20 protein-coding genes are annotated in these 22,573 nt (G+C 67.5%); 16 read left to right on the top strand and 4 right to left on the bottom strand.

The window, feature by feature from the left end:
* Positions 1–4: 4 nt before the first annotated feature.
* Positions 5–928, bottom strand: a complete 924-nt coding sequence (locus PSS76_RS10735; RefSeq protein WP_337456190.1) for a DUF6542 domain-containing protein — start codon at positions 926–928, stop codon at positions 5–7.
* 116 nt (positions 929–1,044) lie between these two features.
* On the opposite strand from PSS76_RS10735, the gene PSS76_RS10730 reads away from it, so the two are divergent.
* Positions 1,045–2,238, top strand: coding sequence for a metallophosphoesterase family protein (locus PSS76_RS10730; RefSeq protein WP_064078669.1), 1,194 nt, complete (start codon positions 1,045–1,047; stop codon positions 2,236–2,238).
* The gene (locus tag PSS76_RS10725; RefSeq protein WP_337456189.1) at positions 2,235–5,216 is read left to right on the top strand and encodes an AAA family ATPase; all 2,982 of its coding nucleotides are present in this window, start codon (positions 2,235–2,237) and stop codon (positions 5,214–5,216) included. Before PSS76_RS10730 ends, PSS76_RS10725 begins: the two co-directional genes overlap by 4 nt.
* Here PSS76_RS10725 and PSS76_RS10720 read toward each other — a convergent pair.
* Positions 5,213–6,454, bottom strand: a complete 1,242-nt coding sequence (locus PSS76_RS10720; protein WP_013415306.1) for an AI-2E family transporter — start codon at positions 6,452–6,454, stop codon at positions 5,213–5,215. The two genes, PSS76_RS10725 and PSS76_RS10720, sit on opposite strands and share 4 nt — an antisense overlap.
* A gap of 142 nt (positions 6,455–6,596) precedes the next feature.
* Between PSS76_RS10720 and PSS76_RS10715 the strand changes: the two genes are divergently transcribed.
* Positions 6,597–7,094 (top strand): hypothetical protein, encoded by a 498-nt coding sequence (locus tag PSS76_RS10715; protein WP_013415307.1) that lies wholly within the window; start codon positions 6,597–6,599, stop codon positions 7,092–7,094.
* A gap of 27 nt (positions 7,095–7,121) precedes the next feature.
* On the opposite strand, the gene PSS76_RS10710 is transcribed toward PSS76_RS10715, so the two are convergent.
* On the bottom strand, positions 7,122–8,699 hold the full coding sequence (locus tag PSS76_RS10710) for an FMN-binding glutamate synthase family protein (RefSeq protein ID WP_013415308.1): 1,578 nt from the start codon (positions 8,697–8,699) through the stop codon (positions 7,122–7,124).
* A 98-nt stretch (positions 8,700–8,797) separates the two neighbouring features.
* Here PSS76_RS10710 and PSS76_RS10705 point away from each other — a divergent pair, with 98 nt between their 5' ends.
* From PSS76_RS10705 to PSS76_RS10670, 8 genes are all read left to right on the top strand, one after another.
* Positions 8,798–9,229 carry a MarR family winged helix-turn-helix transcriptional regulator gene (locus tag PSS76_RS10705; protein ID WP_005514613.1) on the top strand — a complete coding sequence of 144 codons (432 nt, stop codon included), beginning with the start codon at positions 8,798–8,800 and terminating at the stop codon, positions 9,227–9,229.
* 77 nt (positions 9,230–9,306) lie between these two features.
* Positions 9,307–9,762: a MarR family winged helix-turn-helix transcriptional regulator gene (locus PSS76_RS10700; protein WP_005514612.1), complete on the top strand. Its 456-nt coding sequence runs from the start codon at positions 9,307–9,309 to the stop codon at positions 9,760–9,762.
* A 127-nt stretch (positions 9,763–9,889) separates the two neighbouring features.
* Positions 9,890–11,509, top strand: a complete 1,620-nt coding sequence (locus PSS76_RS10695) for an MDR family MFS transporter (RefSeq protein ID WP_103143043.1) — start codon at positions 9,890–9,892, stop codon at positions 11,507–11,509.
* Positions 11,510–11,592: 83 nt separating this feature from the next.
* Entirely contained in the window at positions 11,593–12,180 is a 588-nt protein-coding gene (locus PSS76_RS10690; RefSeq protein WP_037085503.1) for a class I SAM-dependent DNA methyltransferase, read from the top strand.
* A gap of 65 nt (positions 12,181–12,245) precedes the next feature.
* On the top strand, positions 12,246–12,650 hold the full coding sequence (locus PSS76_RS10685; RefSeq protein WP_145274035.1) for a CD225/dispanin family protein: 405 nt from the start codon (positions 12,246–12,248) through the stop codon (positions 12,648–12,650).
* 71 nt (positions 12,651–12,721) lie between these two features.
* On the top strand, positions 12,722–13,801 hold the full coding sequence (gene ychF, locus PSS76_RS10680; RefSeq protein ID WP_005514607.1) for a redox-regulated ATPase YchF: 1,080 nt from the start codon (positions 12,722–12,724) through the stop codon (positions 13,799–13,801).
* Between the two features lie 383 nt (positions 13,802–14,184).
* Positions 14,185–15,390 (top strand): hypothetical protein, encoded by a 1,206-nt coding sequence (locus PSS76_RS10675; RefSeq protein ID WP_081182998.1) that lies wholly within the window; start codon positions 14,185–14,187, stop codon positions 15,388–15,390.
* A gap of 289 nt (positions 15,391–15,679) precedes the next feature.
* Complete coding sequence (locus PSS76_RS10670; RefSeq protein ID WP_337456188.1) at positions 15,680–15,979, top strand: hypothetical protein; 300 nt, start codon at positions 15,680–15,682, stop codon at positions 15,977–15,979.
* Between the two features lie 291 nt (positions 15,980–16,270).
* Here PSS76_RS10670 and PSS76_RS10665 read toward each other — a convergent pair whose 3' ends face one another.
* Complete coding sequence (locus PSS76_RS10665; protein ID WP_330847898.1) at positions 16,271–16,513, bottom strand: helix-turn-helix domain-containing protein; 243 nt, start codon at positions 16,511–16,513, stop codon at positions 16,271–16,273.
* 134 nt (positions 16,514–16,647) lie between these two features.
* Here PSS76_RS10665 and PSS76_RS10660 point away from each other — a divergent pair, with 134 nt between their 5' ends.
* The 5 genes from PSS76_RS10660 to PSS76_RS10640 all read left to right on the top strand — a co-directional run bounded on the left by PSS76_RS10660 (position 16,648) and on the right by PSS76_RS10640 (position 22,435).
* Positions 16,648–17,394, top strand: a complete 747-nt coding sequence (locus PSS76_RS10660) for a hypothetical protein (RefSeq protein WP_337456187.1) — start codon at positions 16,648–16,650, stop codon at positions 17,392–17,394.
* 554 nt (positions 17,395–17,948) lie between these two features.
* Positions 17,949–18,245 (top strand): hypothetical protein, encoded by a 297-nt coding sequence (locus tag PSS76_RS10655; RefSeq protein WP_139792043.1) that lies wholly within the window; start codon positions 17,949–17,951, stop codon positions 18,243–18,245.
* Positions 18,242–18,829, top strand: a complete 588-nt coding sequence (locus PSS76_RS10650) for a hypothetical protein (RefSeq protein ID WP_337456186.1) — start codon at positions 18,242–18,244, stop codon at positions 18,827–18,829. Before PSS76_RS10655 ends, PSS76_RS10650 begins: the two co-directional genes overlap by 4 nt.
* Before the next feature lie 318 nt (positions 18,830–19,147).
* Positions 19,148–21,544, top strand: coding sequence for a bifunctional DNA primase/polymerase (locus tag PSS76_RS10645; RefSeq protein WP_081182983.1), 2,397 nt, complete (start codon positions 19,148–19,150; stop codon positions 21,542–21,544).
* Positions 21,545–21,892: 348 nt separating this feature from the next.
* Positions 21,893–22,435, top strand: a complete 543-nt coding sequence (locus PSS76_RS10640; RefSeq protein WP_337456185.1) for a hypothetical protein — start codon at positions 21,893–21,895, stop codon at positions 22,433–22,435.
* The last annotated feature ends 138 nt before the right edge of the window (positions 22,436–22,573 follow it).

Below are 22,573 nucleotides of genomic sequence, written 5' to 3'. Positions count from 1 at the left end.
CGGATCACCCCTCGAACGGGGGCTGATCCGAGCGGTCGCGGTAGCGAACCTCCGGGATCGGATGCGCCGGTACCTCGGCGGTTCGCCGCGGACGGGCCGCGACCGGATCGCGCTGGACGGGGTCCCGGTAGGCGGCTTCGCGGCGGGGACTGCGAGGAATCGGCTCACGCCGGGCGCTCTCGCGGGGTCCGCTCTCACTGCGGAGCGGTTCGCGTCGGCCGTAGTCGCGGCGAGGGGGCGCGTCCTCGTAGGCGCGACCCTCTCGCCCCGGGTAGGGGTTCCCGGGCGAGCCGGCCGGAATGTGTACGGTGGCGGGTTCCGCCGCGGGCCGGGACGGACGCGCCGCACGGGTGGGTGCGCGACGGTCGTCGGTGACCGGGTCGAAGACGGTGGTGCGGTCGTCGCGGGTGGCGGTGCGGTCGTTGCGTGCGCGACGAGCGCGGGCCGGACGAGCCTCGGCGCGGCGGTCCCGCGGGCGGGCCGGCGCGCTCGGACGAGACTGGACGAGGAAGACCCGCGCGGCCGCGATCAGTCCCACGACGACGGTTGCCGCGAGCATCAACGGAAACCGGTTGACCAGCGGGTAGGCGACATTGATCGCCATGTCCTTGAGGCCCGTGCCCGCGCCGTCGGTGAGGAACTGCGCACCCAGCGGGACGGCGACGAACAGCAGCAACGGCGGCTGCACGACAGCGGTGAACAGGCCGCGCTTGCGGACCGCGAGCACGGCCAGGACACACCCGAGGAAGTACATGGCGGAGAAGGCCGACGTCAGTTCGCTGCCCGAGACGGCGTCGAAGGCGAACCCGAGGAAGGTGGCTCCGGCGGCCACGGCCACGGCGCCCCATGCGGGTATGCCGGGAACGGTGGGCAGTGCGGAACGTTGGTCGAGGGGCACCCCGGATCGAGCGCGTTGGGTTGCGGACACACCTCGAGAGTAGTCGGTTATCGCCCGGCTGCCTCGATGGCGCCGCCGTCGGAGGCCGGGAAATCGCCCACGGTCGGGCCCCGCGCTGTCGGACGGGTGCTCTAGCGTGCTTGCGCATGAGGATCCTCCACACGTCCGACTGGCACATCGGGCGCACCTTCCACGGTGTCGACCTGTTGGCCGACCAGACGCGGGTACTCGACGCGATCGCGGCCGTCGTCGCGCAGCGCGGCGTCGACGTGGTGGTGGTACCGGGGGACGTGTACGACCGGTCGATCCCCAGTGCCGACGCGGTCGCGGTCTGCAACCGCGGGTTCGAGGCCATCCGGTCGGCCGGTGCGGTGATCGTCGCGACGTCGGGCAACCACGATTCGCCGGTGCGGCTGGGCGCCGGCGCGGCCTTCGCCGCAGCCGGCGGACTGCATCTGATGACCCGTGTGTCGGCGCTCGACGTCCCGGTCGTGCTCGACGACGACCACGGTCCGGTCGCGTTCTACGGCATCCCGTACCTCGAGCCCGAGATCACACGGACCGAGTTGGGTGTGCCGCAGGCACGGTCGCACGCGGAGATCCTCGACGTCGCGATGGCGAGGATCCGAGCCGATCTCGACGAGCGTCGCGCGGGTGCGCCCGGGTTGCGCTCGGTGCTGCTGGCGCACGCCTTCGTGGTGGGTGGCGAGGCCACGGGTTCGGAGCGCTCGATCTCGGTCGGCGGTGTGGAGACGGTGTCGGCGTCGGCGTTCGACGGGGTCGACTACGTCGCGCTCGGGCACCTGCACTCGCCGCAGACACTCGCGGAGAACGTCCGCTACAGCGGATCGCCCCTACCGTATTCGTTCGGCGAGCGTTCCCATCGCAAGGCGGTGTGGCTGGTGGACGTCGACGCGGCCGGTCTCGCGACGGTCGAGCGGCTCGATCTGCCGGTGGTGCGCGGGCTCAGCCAGGTCACCGGGACCCTCGACGAGTTGCTGAGCGACGCCGCGTTCGATTCCGCCGAGGACCACTACGTGTCGGCGGTACTCACCGACGCGCTGCGCCCGGTGGACGCCATGCGCGCCCTGCAAACCCGATTCCCGTACGCGGTGCACATGGAATGGCAGCGCCCCGAAGGCAATCCGGAGCTGAGGTATCGCGACCGGGTGCGTGGGCGTTCCGATCTCGAGATCGCGGAGGGTTTCCTGACCGACGTGCGCAGCGACGCGACGCCCGGCGAGGTGCAGCTGTTCGAGCAGGCGCTCCGGAGCGCCACCGCGGCCGAGGTGCCCACGCGCACAGGCGGCCCGGCCGACCTTGCCGAGGCGTCCGCGTGAGACTCCACGATCTCCAGGTGACGGCGTTCGGTCCGTTCGCCGAGACCGTCACCGTCGACTTCGACGAGCTCGGCGCGGACGGACTGTTCCTGCTGCACGGGCAGACCGGCGCGGGCAAGACGACGATCCTGGACGCGGTTGCCTTCGCGCTCTACGGAACGGTCCCCGGTGCCCGCAAGGAGGGCAAGCGTCTGCTGTCGGACCACGCGCCGGCGGGATCGGTGCCGGCGGTGACGCTGGAGGCGACGATCGGCGGCCGGCGGATCCGGATCACGCGCAGCCCCGAATACCAACGTGCCAAGAAGCGCGGCACCGGCACGATCACCGAGAACGCCAAGGCGACTCTGGCGTGGCTCGACGGCGACGGCGAGAACCTGTCCCGGATCCCGGACATCGCCCGCGAGGTCGAGCGTCTGCTGGGGATGACCGCCGACCAGTTCTTCCAGGTCGTGCTGCTGCCGCAGGGCGAGTTCGCGAAGTTCCTGCGCGCCGACAACGAGGAACGCGGCAAGCTGCTCGAGAAGCTTTTCGACACCACGCGTTTCAAGGCGGTCGAGGAGTGGTTCGTCGACCGCAAGCGGGCGAGTGACGCGCGCGTCGTGGAGCAGCGCAAGCAGGTCGAGCTGGCGCTGGCGAAGGTGTCGGCGGCAGCGGGGATCGAGGCAGGATCCGACGGCGAGCCGCTGGTGTGGGCGCGGCGCCTGCTCGACCAGGCGATCGAGACCGCGGAGCTGACCGCCACCGACCTGGTTCGCGCGCGGGCCGTGGGCGAGAAGGCTCGCGCGGCGGCGACGAGAGCTCGGCAGAGGCTCGAACTGCAACGTCGCCGGGACGCCGCGCGCGCGGCGATCGTCGAACTCGACGAGCGCGCCGACGAGCGTGAGGCACTGGCGGCCGAGGCGGCTCGTGCGGTGCGAGCCGAGGCCGTCGCATCCGCCTCGGCGGAAGCCGATTCCGCGACGAGTGCAGCCGAGGCGGCGCGCCGGCAGGCGCGCGCGGCAGCCGAGCAGCTGGCGGCGTCCGAGGACGGTGCCGGTCTGGTGGCGCGGCTCTCGTGGCCGCAGTCGGACGCGGATCGCGCGACGATCCGCGCCCAGGAGCGGGACTGGGCGGCCGAGGTGGTCCGCTTGGATTCGCTGCTCGGCGAGGCGCGCACGATGACGCGCGGCGAGCGCGACCTGGACGAGATGCGCCGTCGCAGTGCCGATCTGGATCGACAGGCCCAGCAGATCGCCTCCCAGCGGACGCGGTTACCGCAAGAGCTGGCCGCGGCGGAGGAGACGTTGCGCCGGGCCGAGCAGGCGCACAGCGTCCTGCCCGGATCGGAGGAGGCCGCCGTACGTGCTGCGGACGCCGCTTCCGCCGCCGAGGAACTCGTCACGGCGGCAGAGACATTGGACGCCCGACGCGGCGCGGTGGCGCGGGCGCGCACCGCGCACCAGGACGCGCGCGCTCGGTTGCTGGACCTGCGTGAGCAGCGCATCGCGGGCATGGCCGCGGAGTTGGCGGGGCAGCTCGTCGACGGCGAGCAGTGCGTGGTGTGCGGCTCGGTGGAGCACCCCGTGCCGGCCCTCCCGAGCGGCGCGACGGTCACCAAGGACGACGAGGAGGCTGCCCGGGACGCCGAACAGCGGGCCGCGGCGGTGCTCGAACGCGAGACGGAACGTCTGGCGGAGACCGAGCGGCACGTCGACCGGTTGGCCCAGCGCACGAAGGGGGGCGACCGAGACGAGCTGCGCCGGATCCACGCCGCCGCGCTGGCCGAGGTCGAGAAGACCCGCACGGTGGCCGCAGGACTCGCGCAGGCGACCGCCGCGGTGAACGACTTGCGTTCGCGCGGATCCCGATTGGAGGAACAGGCCCGGTCGCTCGACGCCGATCATGCCGCGCTCCGCGTGCGGATCGAGGCCACCGAGACCCAGGTGGCCGAGTTGCGTGCCCGGCTCGTCGCCGCGGCAGGAAACGACGCGAGCGTTCCGGCTCGGCGGGATCGGTTCGACGATCTCGCGACGCGTGCAGCACAACTGCTCGACGTCCGCGATCGGGCCGCCGCGCTCGAGGCCACTGCGCACGACGCCCGGAGCCGCGCCCTCGCCACCGCCTCCCATGCAGGGTTCGCCTCGATTGCCGACGCGTTGGAAGCGGTGCGCCCGACGCAGCGAATCGCTGAGATCGAGGCCACCCTGGCTGCGGCGCGGGACAGGCTCGCGGCCGCTCGCGCGGTGCTCGCCGAGCCGGACGTCGTCGCGATAGACGGTCTGGAGCCAGTCGACCTGACCGCCCCGGAGGCAGCCGAGCGGGAGGCGGCGCGGGCCGTCGAGGCGGCCGCCAGTGCGGCCGACGAGGCGGAGAACCGCCGACGTAACCTCGAGCACTACATCGACCAGTTGGAAGCGACCCTGACCGCGCTCGGGCCGGTCCTCGCCGAACACGAGGAACTGGCCGGGCTGGCCGACGTCGTCGCCGGACGCGGCCAGAACTCACGCAAGATGTCGCTGCGCTCGTACGTGTTGGCCTCGCGGCTCGAGGAGGTCGCGCTGTCGGCGTCGGTGCGGCTGCGCCGCATGTCCGCCGGCCGATACGAGTTCGTGCACTCGGACGAGGCGGGCTCCCACGGCCGCCGCGGGGGACTCGGGCTCGACATCCGCGACGACTACACCGGCGTGGTCCGCTCCGCGAAGACCCTGTCGGGCGGCGAGTCGTTCCTCGCATCCCTGTCGCTCGCGCTCGGGCTCGCGGACGTCGTGGCCGCCGAATCGGGTGGCGTCGTGCTCGACACGATGTTCATCGACGAGGGGTTCGGCACGCTGGACGCCGACACCCTGGACCTGGTGATGGGCGTGCTCGACGAGTTGCGGGCGGGCGGGCGCGTGGTCGGCATCGTCAGCCATGTGGACGAGATGCGCCAGCGGATCCCGAGCCGGCTGCACGTGTTGCGCGGCCGGACCGGGTCCACGTTGGAGATGATTGCCGGCTAGATCGTCGGCCCCGGCAGGTTGGGGTTCGGCGCAGGTTCGGCGATCGGGCTGGGCTCGTCGGTGGTGGGCTCGCCGATCAGGGGGGTGACGGCGCCGCCGGCCGTCGCGTCGGCGGCGTCCAGCAGGGCGTCCTCCTGGAGCCGTTCGTCGATCTGCTCGCCGAGGTAGCGGATCACCACCGCGCCCACCGCTGCGACCGGGACGGCGAGGAACGCGCCGACGATGCCGAACAGCGAGCTGCCGGCGGTGACGGCGAGCAGCACCACCACGGCGTGCAGCTTCATGCTCTTGCTCTGCAGCACCGGCTGAAGGACATTTCCTTCGATCTGCTGGACCGCGATGATGATGGCGAGCACGATCAGCGCGGTGGTGAGGCCGTTCGCCACCAAGGCGACCAGGACGGCGAGGGCGCCGGCGACGAACGCACCGACGATCGGAACGAAACCGCCGATGAACGTCAGGATCGCGAGGACGGGGGCGAGCGGCACCCCGAGGATCAGCAGCCCCGCGCCGATGAAGACCGCGTCGATGAGGCTGACGAGGGCCTGCGTGCGAATGAAACCGCCGAGGGTGTCCCACATCCGCCCGAGGACCTCTTCGAGGTGCCGTCCGGCGCGGCCGCCGCTGACTCCGTGGAGCCACGGGATGAAGCGCGGGCCGTCCTTGACGAAGAAGAAGGCCAGGATCAGCACGAGGAAGAGGGTGACGACCATCGACCCGGCCGTGGTGACGCCGGTGAAGACGCCCGACGCGATCGCGGTGCCGGATTCCTGCAGCTTCGACGTGATGGCGTGGACGGCCGTGTCGATCTGGTCGTCCTGCAGGTTGACCGGAGGCCCCTTCAACCAGTCCTGCACCTGCTGGATGCCCTGTGTGGCCTTGTTCGCCAGTTCGGGGGCTTGGTCGACGACCGACGGCACGATGAGAGCCACGACGCCGCCGAAGAGGGCGAAGAAGATGAGCAGGGTGATGGATGCCGCACCGGCCGGCGGCACTCCGCGCTTGGTGAGAGCCCGTGTGGGCGGCCACAGCACGGTACTCACGACGATCGCCAGCATCACCGGGAGCGCGATCACCCACAGCTTCTGCAGGATCCAGCCGACGACCAACGCGCCGATCGCGATCGCGGCGAGGCACAACGACCACTTCGCCAACCACAACCCGCCGGCGCTGATCACCTCGCCGCGCTCACGCAGCCGCGGTCGCTCGGTGGGCAGGGCGGTCTTCTTCAGGCTCACAGGGTGAGGGTCCTTCCACAGGCTGGTGACAGTGACCTGTCGAATCTACGCATTTCTCCGCGGAACGGCGCGAGTAATCGATCCGGTCACGGGCCGGTAAAAGCCGACATTCGGTGTTCGAGGCGTCCGTAGTATCCGGCGCATGACGAGAATCAACGGGAGACTCACCGCAGCGATCGTCACCGCAACGGCCGTCGTGCTCGCGCTCGGAGCGTGCTCGAACGACAACGGCACATCCGAGGAAACCAAGGAGAGGATCAGTTCGGCGGTCACGTCCACACCCGAGACCGGCCCTGGGGAGGCCCTCAAGTCGAGCATCCAGGCGACGGCGTCGGGCCTGGTGTCGAGCATCCAGGCAACGGCCTCGAGTGCGGTGTCGGGGATCGGCGGGGCGTGGGACAACGCCAAGCTGACGACCTTCGTGGCCGCGTTCCGGACCGCGTACCCGAATCTGTCGAGCGACCGCGACGACGAGTCGATCGAGTCGATCGTCAAGGAGACGTGCACCGCGATCGACTCGGGTGCGAGCGACGAGCAGTTGTCGGCGAAGGTCAAGGAGACCGCCGCGAACGACGGGACGGTCCCGACGGACGATCAGGTGGACCGGATCCTGCAGCTGGTGCGTCCGGCCTGCCCGTAGCGCCGACGGTCGGAACCGCGTGGCCGGTCAGAACCGCGCGGCGTCGGCGGCCTGCCAGTCGCGCCGCCAATCGGCCGGCGCGTGGTCGAGGAGCGCGCCCGGCTCGAGCCACTCGTAGAGCTCGGCGTATGTGCGGGTGGTCACGCCGTCGATGCGCCGGTTGAGCATCGACGGCGTCAGCTCGGCGAAGCTGTCGAGGCCCATCGAGGCGACCATCTGCTTGGCGCTCGCAACGGTGGCCTGCTGGAACCGCGCGACGCGCGCAGTCTTGTCGGGGACGTCGAGGGCCCGCGTGCGGGCCGGATCCTGGGTCGTGACGCCCACGGGGCACCGGTTCGTGTGGCACTTCTGCGCCTGGATGCAGCCGACCGCGAACATCATCGCGCGGGCGGCCAGGGTGAAGTCGGCGCCCTGGATGATGCGTTTGACGATGTCCGCGCCGCTCGCGACCTTGCCCGACGCTCCGATCTTCACGCGGTCGCGCAGCCCCGCGCCGACGAGCGCGTTGTGAACGATGATCAGCCCCTCGGTGAGCGGCATGCCCATGTGGTCCTCGAACTCGACCGGCCCGGCCCCGGTGCCGCCCTCCGCACCGTCGACGATGACGAAGTCGGGCGTGACGTCCCGTTCGAGCATGGCCTTGCAGATCGCGAGGAACTCGACGCGCGAGCCGACGCACAGTTTGAATCCGACCGGTTTGCCGCCCGACAGCTGCCGGAGCCGGGTGACGAAATCGATCAGTTCGACGGGTGTGCCGAACGCCCGGTGCGCGGGCGGTGAGGTGACGGTCTCGCCGATCGGCACACCGCGGGCCTCCGCGATCTCGGCGGTGACCTTGGCGCCGGGCAGGACTCCGCCGAAGCCGGGCTTGGCGCCCTGAGACAGTTTGACGGAGATCGCCTTCACCTGGTCGTCGGACGCCTTGGCGGCGAACTGGTCGGGGTCGAAGTTCCCGTCGGGGGTGCGGCACCCGAAGTAGCCGGACGCGATCTCCCAGATGAGGTCGCCACCGTGCTTGCGGTGGTAGCGGCTGATGCCGCCCTCACCGGTGTCGTGCGCGAAGCCGCCGCGTGCGGCACCCGCGTTGAGGGCCTCGATCGCGTTCGCGGACAGCGACCCGAAGCTCATGGCGGAGACGTTGAGCAGTGCGATGTCGTACGGGCGGGTGCAGTCGGGGCCACCGAGCCGCACGGTCGGGGTTTCGGCCGGCGCGAGGCGGGCGCGCAACGAGTGCGTCATGAACTCGTAGCCGACCGCGTGCACGTCCCGCTCGGTGCCGAACGGTTCCTCGTCGAGCGTTCCTTTCGCACGCTCGTACACCAGATCTCGCGTCTCCCGATCGAACGGCGTTCCGTCGGTTTGGGATTCGACGAAGTACTGCTGTATCTCGGGGCGGATGCGTTCGAGCAGGAACCGGGCATGGCCGAGGATCGGATAGTTGCGCAACACGTTGTGGCGGCGCTGCGTGAGATCCCAGGTCCCCGTGACGGCGAGCGCGAACAGGGGAAGGGCGACGATCAGCCACCACCGAGACTCCGTCGCGACAGCGACACCGGCGGCCAGCGCGAGTGCCCAGACACCGACGACGATCGACCAACGAGCCATGCGGCGATGGTAGGCCGAAACGCCGGGCCGTACCCTGACGGGCATTGCGGCGTCGGTGTGTCCGCCGACGCCGGCCGAAGAGAAGGGTGCGTGCGCGCATGGAGTCGGATCCGATCACCGACCTGGAGGCCGAACTGGTCGACATGTGGCGGCGTGGCCGGATCCAGTCACGCGAACGCGCCCGGCAGATCGACCCCAAGCTCGATCCGGCCTGCTACCCGCTCCTGGCGATCCTCACCCGCACCGACGCGGTGCCCATGTCGGCGTTGGTGTGCGAACTCGGCTTGGAGAAGTCGACGTTGACGCGGCAGATCGATGCGCTGGTTCGGCTGGGGCTGGTCGAGCGCCGCCCCGACCCGCAGGATGCGCGCGCCCGGCTGGTGGTTCTCACGGACTCCGGACGCGAACGGCTGACCGCGCAGCGTCAGGCCGTCATCGCACAGTGGCACGAGCGGCTGTCCCGGTGGGATCCCGCCGACGTCAAGCAGCTCACGATGCTGCTCCACCGGCTGGGGGAGAGCACCGCCTGATCCAGCCTCCGAATATTAGTTGCGCGATGCAACCATCTGACGTATGGTTGCATAACGCAACTAGTTGGGGAGGTGTGATGGCCGAGGCGACCACGGCGGAGACCCTGATCGGGCTCCTGCGGGACGTCATCCGTCGGGGGCGTGAACTCAACGCGCACCTCGCGCGTGAATCCGACGGCGATCTCCTCACCGAACCTCTGGGTGCACTGTTGTCGCTCGTCGGGGCGGCCGAGGGGAGCCGGTGCAATGCGCTGGCCGACCGGATGCGGATCACCCCGTCGACGTTGAGTCGGCACATCGCCCATGCGGAAGAACTCGGGTATCTGACGCGGATTCCCGATCCGGCCGATCGGCGAGCCACGCTGCCGGCGCTCACCGCCGCGGGCGAAGCGATTCTCGAGCGGTACCGGTCGCGTCAGCGTGAATGGTTGCTCCACTCGATCTCCGATTGGACGGACGACGAGGTGCAGCAGCTCGTGGACGGGCTGACGCACCTGAAGGCGTCGTTTCGGGACCGGGTTTCGGCGCTCTGACGCCGCATCGTCAATTCATTTACCAAGTAATCGTTTTCGAGCTCACTCGAAGAATTCGTGAGGTTTCTGCATGAGTACATCCGTGACCCGGGACACCGGGAAGCCTGATCTGGCGGCGGACGCGCCGATGACCCATCCGCAGCGCATCCAGGCACTGGTGGGTCTGCTCCTCGGCATGTTCGTCGCGTTCCTGTCGTCGACGATCGTCTCCAACGCGTTGCCGACGATCATCACCGATCTGCACGGCACACAGGACCAGTACACCTGGGTCGTCACCGCGACCCTGCTGGCCTCCACCGCGACCACGCCGATCTGGGGCAAGTTCTCGGACATGGTCAGCAAGAAGATGCTGGTCCAGCTGGCGCTGGTGATCTTCACGGTCGGCTCCGTGCTCGCCGGCCTGTCGCAGTCGGTGGCCATGCTCATCGGCGCTCGCGCCGTCCAGGGCTTGGGTCTCGGCGGTCTGCAAGCGCTGGTCGTCATCGTCATCGCAACGATGTTCAGTCCGCGTGAGCGCGGCCGCTACCAGGGCCCGATGGCCGGCGTCATGTCGATCGCGACCGTGGCCGGCCCGCTGATCGGTGGCCTCATCGTCGACACCAGCTGGCTGGGCTGGCGCTGGACGTTCTTCGTCGGCGTCCCGCTCGCGGTGATCGCGCTGTTCGTCATCCAGCGCACCCTCAACCTTCCGGTCGTGCGCAAGAACGTCAGCATCGACTACATGGGCGCCCTGTTCATCGCATCCGGTGTCAGCACGCTGCTGATCTGGGTGACGCTGGCGGGCAAGAACTTCGACTGGGCGTCGGGCGTCTCCTTCGGTCTCGTCGCGCTCGGCGTGGCGCTGCTGGCGCTCGCGATCTTCACCGAGACCAAGGCCAAGGATCCGATCATTCCGCTGCGCCTGTTCAAGGACCGCACCACCGCGCTGGCGACCCTCGCGAGCGTCGCGGTCGGCATCGCCCTCTTCGGTGGCGCGGTGTTCCTGGGCCAGTACTTCCAGATCGCCCGCGGCTACTCGCCGACGGCGGCCGGACTGCTGACGCTGCCCATGGTCATCGGATCGATGGTGTCCTCGGCGGTCTCCGGTGCGCTGATCACCAAGTTCGGCCGCTGGAAGGGCTTCATCCTCGGCGGCGCGATCATGATGACGGTCGGGTTCTTCCTGCTCTCGACGATCGACCACGCCACCAACATGGGTGTGCTCGGGGTGTTCCTGTTCGTCCTCGGTGTCGGCATGGGTCTGACCATGCAGAACCTGGTGTTGGCGGTGCAGAACACCGTGAGCCCGTCCGATCTGGGGTCGGCCAGTTCGGTGGTCTCGTTCTTCCGCTCGCTCGGCGGCGCGGCCGGCGTCTCCGTCCTCGGCGCGGTCCTCTCCAGCCACGTCTCCGACCTGACGATCAAGGGTCTGACGGCCGCAGGGGTGGACATGACCCAGGCGGGCGGATCGGGGGCCGGTCTGTCCAACCTCAAGGAACTGCCGGGCCCGATCGCGGACATCGTCCGCGGCGCCTACGGCGACGCGACCGCACGGATCTTCCTGATCTCGGGCATCGTCTCGCTGCTCAGCCTGGCCGCGATCTTCTTCATCAAGGAGGTTGCGCTCCGCACCTTCAGCGCCGACGAGCAGCGTCGGGCCGAAGCGTCCGGCGAGGACATCGACGCCGAACTGGCCGAGATCGTCCAGGGCGACCCGGTGCTGGTCGACCCGGTTCCGGCGGAGCCGGCCGAGAAGAGCCGCAGGTAGCGCACCGCAACAGGACAACGGGCCGGGTGGGCGTCGACGACGCACACCCGGCCCGCTTTCGTGTGGCACCTATCGTGGACGGCATGGCCGACACCCGATGGCAGCGTGAACGATCCGCATCCGACTCCCGCGAGTACATCGCGCGCTTCGATCGCCTCGAAGCCGACGGGACCGACCTGCACGGCGAAGCGCGCGCGGTCGACGCAATGCTGCCGCGCGGCGCCCGGGTGCTCGACGCCGGTTGCGGCACAGGACGACTCGGCGCCGAACTCGCCCGCCGGGGACACCACGTGACCGCCGTCGACCTGGACCCGGTGCTGGTCGCGGAGGCGCGCAAGAAGCCCGCCCTCACCGTGTACGAGGCCGACCTCGCAACGCTGGATCTGCCGGGGGAGCGGTTCGATGCGGTCGTCGCGGCCGGAAACGTGCTGATCTTCGTCGCCCGCGGCACCGAACGGCAGGTGCTGGGGCGCATCGCCCACCACCTCGTGCCGGGCGGGATCTTCGTGACCGGGTTCGCGACCGACTACGAGTACACGGTCGACGAGTTCGACGCCGATCTCGCCGCCGTCGGCCTGGTGCGCGAGCACCGCTTCTCGACGTGGGACCTGCGGCCGTGGCACGACCGCGCCGGGTGGGCCGTCACGGTGGCCCGCAAACCTGACCTGTAACCGACATGTCGGTTTGGGCTACGGTCTCTGCCGACAGAAACGTTCGTCAGACCCAGGGGGATCCCATGTCCGAGCCGACCTACAACGCCGGGCCGTCCGAGCAGTACGGCGCACCGGCCTACCCGCAGCAGCCGTATCCGGCGGCGCCGCAGTATCCGGGCGGTCCGGTGCCCGGACAGTACGGGGGACAGCCGCAGCCGCCCGCGTCGAACGCCGGATGGGCCGTCGCGTCGATCATCTTCTTCTGGCCGCTCGCCTTCGCCGCGTTCAACCATCTGCACTCGATCTTCCCGAAGTGGTCGATGGGCGACTATCAGGGCGCGCAGTACGCGTCGGAGCGGGTCAAGACGCTCGGCAAGATCGCGCTGGGCATCTTCGTCGGCCTCGTGGTGCTGTACGTGATCTTCATCATCATCGTGCTTGCGACCGCTGCGAGCGACCCCACGCCGTCCTCGTCGTACAACTGGTGACCCGTCCGGTGGTCGGCTCGGACGCGGCCGGCCACCGGCACGGCGCCGCGACGCCGTAGAATCCCTATACCGTGAGCCTTACCCTCGGAATCGTCGGCCTCCCCAACGTCGGCAAGTCGACCCTTTTCAACGCGCTGACCAAGAACGACGTGCTCGCCGCGAACTACCCGTTCGCCACGATCGAGCCCAACGTCGGCCTGGTGGAGCTGCCGGATCCGCGGCTGAACAAGCTCGCGGAGATCTTCGGTTCCGAGCGCATCCTCCCGGCGACCGTGTCGTTCGTCGACATCGCCGGCATCGTCAAGGGTGCCTCCGAGGGCGCGGGCCTGGGCAACAAGTTCCTCGCCAACATCCGTGAGGCGGACGCCATCTGCCAGGTGGTCCGCGTGTTCGCGGACGACGACGTCGTGCACGTCGACGGCCGTGTCGACCCGGCTTCGGACATCGAGGTCATCGAGACCGAGCTCGTGATCGCCGACATGCAGTCCCTCGAGAAGGCGCTGCCGCGCCTCGAGAAGGAGGCGAAGAAGAACAAGGAACTCAAGCCCCAGCACGAGGAGGCGCTCAAGGCGCAGGAGATCCTCAACGAGGGCAAGACCCTGTTCTCCGCCAAGGACAAGCTGGACTTCTCGCTGCTGCGCGAGCTGCACCTGCTCACCACCAAGCCGTTCCTGTACGTCTTCAACGCGGACGAGTCGGTGCTCACCGACGAGGCCAAGGTCGCCGAGCTGCGTGACTCCGTGGCCCCGGCGGACGCCGTCTTCCTCGACGCCAAGGTGGAGCACGAGCTGCTCGAGCTCGACGAGGACGACCGCCAGGAGATGCTCGACTCCATCGGCCAGTCCGAGCCCGGCCTGCACGCCCTCGCCCGCACCGGCTTCCACACCCTCGGCCTGCAGACCTACCTCACGGCCGGCCCGAAGGAAGCGCGCGCCTGGACGATCCACAAGGGCGACACCGCCCCGCAGGCAGCCGGCGTCATTCACACCGACTTCGAGCGCGGCTTCATCAAGGCCGAGATCGTCTCCTTCGACGACCTCGTCGAGGCCGGCTCCATGAATGCCGCCAAGTCTGCCGGCAAGGTGCGCATGGAGGGCAAGGACTACATCATGCAGGACGGCGACGTCGTGGAGTTCCGCTTCAACGTTTAGTGGGGCTAAGTTCCCGCAGCTCAAGCGCTCACCAGTACAAAGTATGTGCTGGTGAGCGCTTGTTTTTGCTCACCTGCTGCGTACCTGCGGTCACTGGCTGATCAGTGGCCGATGGGGCTACAGAAGGGCTACCGGCCAGCGGCCGACTACTGGTTGCCGGTCGCAGGTGTCAGGGCTGGCAAGCAGTCGGATGTAGGCCGTATGGTGGCCGCAGTACGGCACCACTGGGCAGTGCCCGGCAGCCGCTACACATTCCCGATCGGTGATCGGGCGGCGTTTTCCGTTCGGTCGGAGACCGGATTTCGACAACCCAGAGCAGGCGCTCGGGTTATTCATCCCGTCTCATGTCGCGCTTTCAGCGCACCACCGAATTGGAGCTATCCATGACGATCACCCGACCGACCGATAACCGGCCTTGGAACAGCCGCCCCTTCTTCTCCCGCCCTGGCCGTCACGCCATGACTGCCCTATTCGCATGGGGTGGTGACGGCGGCTATGCGACCGAAGGCGACGTGCTGGTCAATAAGACAGCCGACGGCGTGGACCTCAACGAAATCTGGAACGCCGCCGCCACGGCGATGTCGCTCTACAACAAGGAGCGGTCTGCCCTGGCGGCGCTGATCTCGTACCCGACAACCCGCGTCGGTGATGCGATCCCGCAGACCCTTGCGAGCGAGAACTTCGAGAAGGCGTCGGAGTTCGGTGAGCCACAGGGTATCCGCAGTAATCCCGATGCGCTGATCCTCGGCTACGACTTCGACGATTACGACATGGCATCTCGGATGACGTGGAAGTTCCTACGTTCCGCCTCGGCCGAGCAGGTGCGCGACGCGATCAACCGGGCATTCTCTGCCGACAATCGTCTGGTGACTGGGACGCTGCTGCGTCGGCTATTCGACCCGACTGAGGGCCTCAACGAACACGGCCATCGCGTGTTTGGCCTGTGGAACGGCACCGACGGCCACACGCCGCCGCCGCACGCGGGTCTGGAGTTCCCCTCCACCAACAGTCACTACCTGGCATCGGGTAACGCGGTCGTCGATCCGGGGGACCTGCTGGACGCGATCGATCAGGTACGGGTCAAGGGCTTCGGCACCAGCGCGAGCACCCAACTGATCGTGTTGTGCAACCCCGCCGAGGCGGAAGAGATCAGCACGTTCCGGGCTGGGCAGGAGTCCAGCGGCATCACCTCGAAGTTCGACTTCATCCCGTCGGCCAGCGCCCCGGCCTACCTGACGACCGAGAGCGTGATCGGTCAAATCGCGCCCGGCGAGTTCGGCGGTCTGGAAGTCCTCGGCAACTACGGCCCGGCGCTGATCGTGCCCAGCTACTTCATCCCTCAGGGGTATCTCGCCGTGGTGGCGACGGGCGGGCCGAACAGCAGCCTCAACCCGGTCGCCTTCCGCCAGCACGAGAACCCCGCGTATCAGGGCCTGCGGATGATCCCCGGACGGGATCAGCGGTATCCGCTGCAGGACAGCTTCTTCCAGCGGTCGTTCGGCTGCGGTGTCAGGTATCGGTCGGCCGCGTGCGTTGTGCAGGTGACCACCGGCAGCGTCTACACCCCGCCGAACTGGGCTTGGTCCTGATGGCTCCCCGCGACCCCGAGGCTTTGCCTGGTCAGTACTCCTGGGGGCCGGGCCTGACGCCGCCCGGTTTGGAGGATGCGCCGCCGAGCCAGGGCGGGCGGTACCGGGGGAAGCCGCCGGCGACGGATGACGATCCCGACCTGCGTGCTCTGGCCGATCGACTGAACGATTGGAACGGACGGTGAGCCGGCGACGAAAGTACCGGCGCGACAGCAGGGGTCGGTTCGCTGGCGCGGGGACAAAGGTCTCGTCAACTGCTAAGGGTGGTCGCACCGTCACCAAGGCTGTCGTGAGGACCGGCGCGAAGAGGGTTGCGGGCGGTGTCGGCCGCAGCTATGTCGCCGGGAGCTTCACGAAGAACCTGAGCGTCGGCCAGGGCGGCGGCTACAAGGGCATGAAGGTTGGTGCTGAGTTCAAGACACCGAAGGGCCGGGGCGTGGTGGTCAAGGGAATGGTTGGGTACCAAGGTATGCCAGATCGCCGGCTCGACATCACCCCATCGCTCGACAAAGCCCAGAAGAAGGTCACTCTGTCGGCCAGGCCGAACCCCAACCGCAGGGCCAGCGCGGGCACTCGAGTACGGAAGTAGCCGTTGAGCTGTGCTGGTGTAGGGCCAAACTCCCAGCGGCACCCGCAAGCGAAGCCTGGCGAGCGTCAGACGCCCGCGATAGGCACAACAGCGCCGCGCGCCGCCCTGGCCGACGCCGCTACATGCCCCCGCGACGGGTTCTCCCGGTTCCTCGTCGCGGACCCCAAGCCGATTGGACGTGAACATGTTCTGGCAGTCGGCGAGAGCAAGACCACGGATCGACTTGTCTCCGGGGTGGCTACTCACCAGAACGGCCCCGAGGAACTTGCCTCCCTCGGGGTCGTTCTGCACTTATTCCACGGGTAGACCGTCGAGCAGAGCGCCCGGCGTGGTCTGCAGGCCAACGGCAAGTTTGAGGATGTTCTCGATGCGGGAACTCCGCTGCCCGCGCTCCACCTGTCCGAGATGCGTGAAGTGAATCCCGATGTGCTGCGCGGCGACTTCCTGGCTCCACCCGAGTTCCATGCGCCTGGCCCGTACCCGCGCGCCGAAGGACGCCAGGGTGGTGTTCAGGGGCGGTTTCAGCTCGGGCATCGCCCGACAGCACATACGTCTAAGGCGTAACCGTCCAGAGCGGAAACGTCGTATTTGCACGTCAGAGCTATATTTGAGCGTATGCTGCCGTGGGCGATTCTAAGGGAGAGTTCGCCGTGAACTTAGGGGAATGAATGAAGAAGTGGGTTCTGGCGGTTGGCCTGGCCGCCGTACTATCGGCGGCTGGTTGTAGCAGCGGGGGCGACGAGGAGGCGAGTGCGTCGCCGGCGACCACCTCGGCCGCGTCCGCAGAGGATGAAGCGCTCAAGGCGAAGGCTTGCGAGGCATATCAGGCGATCGGTGAACGGCAGCTGCGCGTGTCGGAAGCCGCTCGGACGGCTTACAACCTGTCGCTTCCTGCGGAGGAGCGCGCTGAGGCTCAGCGGTATATCGACGAGGATCGCGCCGACAAATCTGTCTACAACCCGGAGACGAACCCCGACGAGTGTACTGGCCCCACCTGGGACACCTACTACGCCGACGTGAAGCAGAACGTCGCAGACAAGGCCACCACGTCCACAGCCAAGGCGTCGGTTGCAGAGACTGGCGTGACGAACTGGAAGTACCTGCAGAGTGAGCACTCCAAGTTCCTCGGCATGAAATGCGACAGCTTCACGGGGACCGACGACACCATTTGCATCGGACTCAGGAACGCGGGGCTTGAATCGTTTGTCCGCGACGCCACCGAGCTCCCGCGCAGCAAGGCTCGCACCGACGCCCTCGGTGCGGTCGACAGCCTGAAGGCTGACTACGCCGACTATCAAGCCAAGCGATGTGAGAATCGGCCCAGGGACGCGGCCTGCATCGGCAAATCGCTCGAGATGGACCTCGGGCACTCCACCATTGTGACCATCGTCAACCGCGAGGCCGCTGCTCAGTAGTCTTGCTGCTCAGTAGTCTTCGCGTTGCACCTGCACCCCTGTCACCTGTTCGCGACAGGGGTGCAGTCGTCTTCGAGGGACTCGGACGCACTCGTTGACTTTTCTTCGCGGCCGGTTGTGGTCATTGAACCCGCGTTCGGCCGTCTGTGTGGACAGCAGACCTGAGAGCCGATGCGTAGGCAATCGGTCAAGTTCATGGAACCCATTGCACAGGAAGGGTTTCCAATGCTTGCGGCTTGCGTCCTTTGGCCTACTTATGGCAGGCTTTAGGGCGCACCGCAGCGGCCACCACCGCGCATCGGATGCACATACGAAACGCAGGACTCAGCACTACGACGAGTCGACGCCGGTGCGAATACCGAGAGACAACGGGATCGCGCATAATCGGGGACCTTGATACGTCTGCCCGCCACCCCGGGGATCCGCTCAACGCTAAACGGCTAGCGCCAGGATTATCCAAAATACTGAATCGCAGACACCAACCGGCAGAACTCTGTCGCGAGGTGGCTGCGATTTTTCGTCTCCACCTCCCGGCAACATTTCAGGGAGGTCTCATGAGTCAGCAAGCGGTCAACCAGCGCACACGCCCAGGCGTACCTGCACATCAACGACGCAGCCTCGTCAATAGAGACGAACTCAATCAACTGCCTACCATCAGGGGGCGTGACGCAGCAGTTCGGTACATCACCGAGCACCTTGGCGTACCGATGACGCCGACCCGGATGCGCGCCGCGATCGAACGGCGAGAGCTACCGGTGTTCAAAATCAGCGGGGCCAACCACCTCGCTCCCAGGGACCTGTACGACTGGATTCTCTCGCTCGCGCAGACCTCGAAGGCCGGTGCAGCATGAGCGCGCCGTTCGCCGAGGATGCGTGGATCCGGGCCGAGGCCGATCGGATCGGGGCGATGTTTCGAGAGGTTGAACAGTTCGATCGCGGGTTCGGCGCAACCGAACTGGGCAACCGTAAGATGCTCAGATTGGTTGAGCGGCACCGAGCGGCAGCTCGGTTCTTCTCCGAGCCGGGAGATCCCGGATTCTGCACCATCGTTAGCACTCCGACGGATGAGCCTTTCAGCGTCGACAACCCCGACCACATGCTGGCCGCGATGCTGCTGCCTTCGTGGGATCAGCAGTTGGCCTTCGTTGTCCGCGCGCCGTGGACGATCGCTCGGATGCTCGGCGATCCGGAGCTCTTGCGCGCGCACGGAACACACCAGCCTGGTGCAACGAGTCGTCTGAGCCGGGACCGGTGTTACTGGCACGAAGGGCCGATCAAACCTGACAGCTCCGGTAGCAAGCGCTGCTCTCTGCTGACGGTCAAGCGAGGTCAGTACGTCGGAGTGTGGTGGGTATGCGCGCACTGCCGCCAGAGTCTCGAGCGCAGGTATCTGGGGCGTCTCTCGTGGCACGCCGCACCCACGCTGCAGCGCTAGGGGCATGGCGGCGCGATGGCCAATCGCCGGTGCCTGAGCGTCCCGTGCCCCGCCTTGCGCAGCCTCGTGGTGTACCGGCCAGGGTGCCGGTTGGTCAACCGCTTTAACGAGAGAAGCCCGTCCCGAAACTAGGTCGGGACGGGCTTCTCTCTGACACGGAGAGCGGAGCCTTCTCCAGCTGACCGGGGGTCAGCTGCAACAAACCGTAGCAGCGCTAGAAGCGTTGCAGCACAGCAGAAAAGTGAATCGCCCGGCTCGGGTGTTGGGCAGTCGAGCCGGGCGATTCTAAGTAGATAATCCCACGCGAAGGAACCATCAATGCAGCCAAACAGTACCACTGCCCAAGCGGCGCGGCAATCACGTAAGCATCAGCAAGACAATGCATTCCGGCACTCAGTCGTTCAGGACCAAGACGGAACGGCAAGAATACGGTTCAAGCTGGGACTGCGTGTTCCCGAGGGCGTCAACGAGATGTCGCCGATAAACGCTGCCCTGGCCTACGCTGAGGCTGGTTGGTTCGTGCTCCCGGTGAGACCGGGAACGAAGAACCCCGGAAGCGTGGTCGGGCGAGGCTGGCACAAGAAGTCCACCCGCGACCCGGAACAGATCCGTGAGTGGTGGGGAGGGAACCCAGACTACGGGATCGCGCTGCACTCGGGCCGTAGCGGTGCGGTGGTGTTCGACCTGGACGTAGACGAGCTGACCGATCTACCCGAGGTCTTGCGTGAGGCTTTGCAGCACGGGAAGTTCCAGAGCACCCGTCGGGGCGCGAACGCACGCGGCCACTACGTGTTCGCGGTGCCATCTGGCGAGTTGTACGGCAACGGCGCGGGGGCGTTCGCAGGGTTCGGAGACGTGCGCGGCACGAACGGCGTGATCATCGCGTCACCGACCCCACACCTCGACGCCGACAGCAAGGGCGGCGGGTACTTGTGGACCGAAAGTGGGGCGTTTCCCGTCCTACCGGACACGCTGCGGGCGTGCTTGCGGTTAGCGTCCGAAGCCGAAGCTAAACCGATGACGGACGTCGAGCTGGGAGACTTCTTCGCGAAGTACACCGAAAACGACCGCCCGGGCGCTCTCAATGGTGTGCTGAAGGTGTTCGAGCAGAACGTTAACGGCGGAATGTCCCGGCACGAGGCGCTGGTCCGCGCGCTGCCGATGGCCTATCGCGAGGCGATTGCCGGGTGCTACCCGGCGCAGACTGCTACCGCCGAGATTCAAGAAGCCTTCACGGCCGCGTTCCATCTGACGGCAAGGGGTTCCGGTCGTCGTCGGCCGACTCCTGACGAATTCGCTCGGACGGCCCGGTGGGCGGCAGCGCAGGCGCTCCTCGCAGACCCGGCTGAGACCTTGGCCCGGCTCAACCGGGACGAACTTGACCTCAGCCAGCGCGAGGCCGCGTTCTGGGCGGCACGGCCGGAACTGTCTACTGTTCAACAGTTCGCGCAGGCGCGGATGGTCGCGCCGTGGGCGTTGTTCGGCTCGGTGTTGGCGCGAGCGCTATCAATCGTCCCGCCGCGTGTCGTGCTCCCTGCTCTGGTGGGCAGTCACGGCAGCGTCAACTCGTTCATCGCGCTGGTCGGCCCGTCGGGCGCAGGCAAGAGCGTGACGCGGGGCGCTGCCCGCGACGTTCTCACTCTGAAGTTCGACGGCGACAACCAGTTGCACGTCCGCAATGTGGGCAGCGGTGAAGGTCTGGTAGATCAGTTCGCCACCTACGACGCCAAGGCCAAGGCATATGTAGGGCTGCGAACGCGGGTGATGTTCACCGTGGACGAGGTTGAGACGCTGACCGCTCAGGGGTCGCGCAGTGGGTCCACCCTGATGCCCACGCTACGGACGGCCTGGACGGGGGATTCGTTGGGCTTCGCCAACCGCGACAAGACAAAGGCGATCCCAGTCGAAGCGCACCGCTACCGCCTGACGATGGTCGTCGGGGTGCAGCCGACCAAGGCCCAGCCACTCCTGGACGATGCTGACGGCGGTACCCCGCAACGCTTCTTGTGGATGCCGACCGCCGACCCTGACGCTCCAGAGGTTGAGCCGGCCGAACCGGACCCGATCGTCGTCGGCCCGTGGCCGCAGCCGAAGCCGAAGAGCGGTTTCAAGATGAACCGGCCCACGTCCGAGGCCGCGTTGGTCACTGTAGCGGCGACGGGGAGGGAGTTCATCGAGCTGGCAATTCCGGACCACGTTCGAAATGAGGTTCGCTCGCAGCGTCGGCGGGTGCTGCGCGGTGACACCGACGTGAACCCCCTGGACGGCCACGCCTTGATGACCCGACTCAAAGTCGCGGTTGGGCTGATGGTGCTAAACGGTCGCTACGACACCGTGACCGACGAAGACTGGAACCTGGCCGGGGTGGTGATGGAGGTCAGCAACCGCACCCGACGAGAGGTCGAGAAGGCGATTGCAGCCGAGGCCCACACAGCCAACCAGAGTCGCGGCAAGGCCGAAGCGCAGCGAGAGATCGCCAAGGCGGCTGTTCTCCAGAAGGACGGGCTATCGCGGGTCTGCAATCGCATCATGAAGCGCCTGAACGAGGTTGGCGCTATGGAGCGGACCGCAGTTCGCTCCTTCTTGGGTCGAGACAAGAACCTGATGGACGAGGCAGTCGAGCTGCTCGCCGCTCGCAGTGAGATTGAGCTGGATCGGTACGCGGCCAAGAACGGCTCTGCCACATGGCGAATCACGGCGAACGCGCAGCCGTGACCAAGCGCCCGCCGTGCGCCCCGCTTGGGTGGGTACATGGGTACATGTACCCGGCTAGGCGTGCGCCACCGCCAGCTTAGGGTGCCCTTGAAAGACCAGGTAGAGAGAATCGATTCATTCGTGGGAAGGGCAGCTTACGCCCGAGATCCGAAGTATAGGTGGGTACATGTACCCATGTACCCACCTAGCGCCGGAGACGGTCCGCCCAAGCCTTCGAGTGAGTCTCATCCAAACATCAGAGAGTAGGACGAACCGATGGCTACAAAGAGCGAACGGACGGCAGGCATCGTCGCAAAGGTGACGTGCATTGCCCATCGAACGAACGGGCAGCCTTGTGCGAACAGACCCATGAAGGGGCAGAACGTTTGTAAGAACCACGGTGGTGCCGCACCTGCCGCCCGGCGGAAAGCCGCTGAGCGCATCCTCATGGCGCAGGATCTCGCTGCGGCGAAGCTGATTGAGCTGATGAACGATCCCAGCGTTCCGCCGGGTGTGCAGCGCATGGCTGCCGCCGACCTCCTTGACCGTGGCGGCAACGTGGCGGCTCACGTTCTGGCGATCCCGGGCCTTGGCGGCGATGCAGCCCCCGCGTTCGAAATGGTCCTCGCCGAACTCACAGGTGGAAGTCGTGCCGAATCCCGCGCAGAGCGCGGCGTCGCTGACAAGGAGACGCCCGACTGGTTGGCCGAGGAGCTAGAGGACGCGCAGGTTCTCGACGCTGAGGTCGTGGAGGAGTTGGCTCCGGCGCTGCCAGCACCTCAACCTTCCGCCCCGGCTCACCGTGAAGCCTCGCCGGCGACCGGGCTGGTCCCGCTCGAGGACGCGCTCGATCAGCTGTGGCGCACCAGCCCGCCACCCGTGCCGGTGGCCCGGCGCAGGGGCCGACGTTAGACCGGCCTAGCCGTCGCTCCAGGGGCGTTGACGGGCGGGATGGGGCAGTTGCCTGCACCGCCCGTCAAGGTCGGTCAAATCCGAAGTCGACAGGGGATCGGGGCTAGAACGGGGCTTCGCCAAGCACCGCTGTCGACA

Origin of the sequence: Prescottella sp. D32, assembly GCF_037287305.1 — a bacterium.
In the GTDB taxonomy this organism is placed as follows: domain Bacteria; phylum Actinomycetota; class Actinomycetes; order Mycobacteriales; family Mycobacteriaceae; genus Prescottella; species Prescottella equi.
This window is presented reverse-complemented; position numbering and strand designations above follow the sequence as displayed.